Consider the following 351-nt stretch of genomic DNA (forward strand, 5'->3'; position numbering starts at 1 on the left):
CGCATTGGCAGGGTTGTTCAGCACCGACGCGCCCTGACCGAGATAATTGAGCGCCAGCGACGGAAAAACCACGGCGAACCAGGCCCATTGGATCGGCCGACGGCTGAAATGGCCGAGGTCGGCATAGAGCGCCTCCGCCCCCGTCACCGTCAGGAAGACGGAGCCGAGCACCACGAACCCGGTAAAGCCGTGCTGGAAGAGAAAAGAAACTGCGTACCACGGGTTGACGGAGAGGAAGACCGAGGGCGCATCGAGGATATGGGCGAGCCCGCCGAGAGCCAGGGCTGCGAACCAGACCAGCATGATCGGCCCGAAGAAGGCGGCGACCGAACCGGTGCCACGCGCCTGCAC

Annotated in this window: 1 protein-coding gene; it reads right to left on the minus strand. The window is 64.7% G+C overall.

Translation table 11 applies throughout. The features are described from left to right. A partial coding sequence (locus AC1D0P_RS32820) for a KUP/HAK/KT family potassium transporter (RefSeq protein WP_477680538.1) occupies window positions 1–351 on the minus strand: 351 nt, incomplete at both ends.

The sequence above is a fragment of the Polaromonas sp. P1_G2 genome (genome assembly GCF_056405515.1).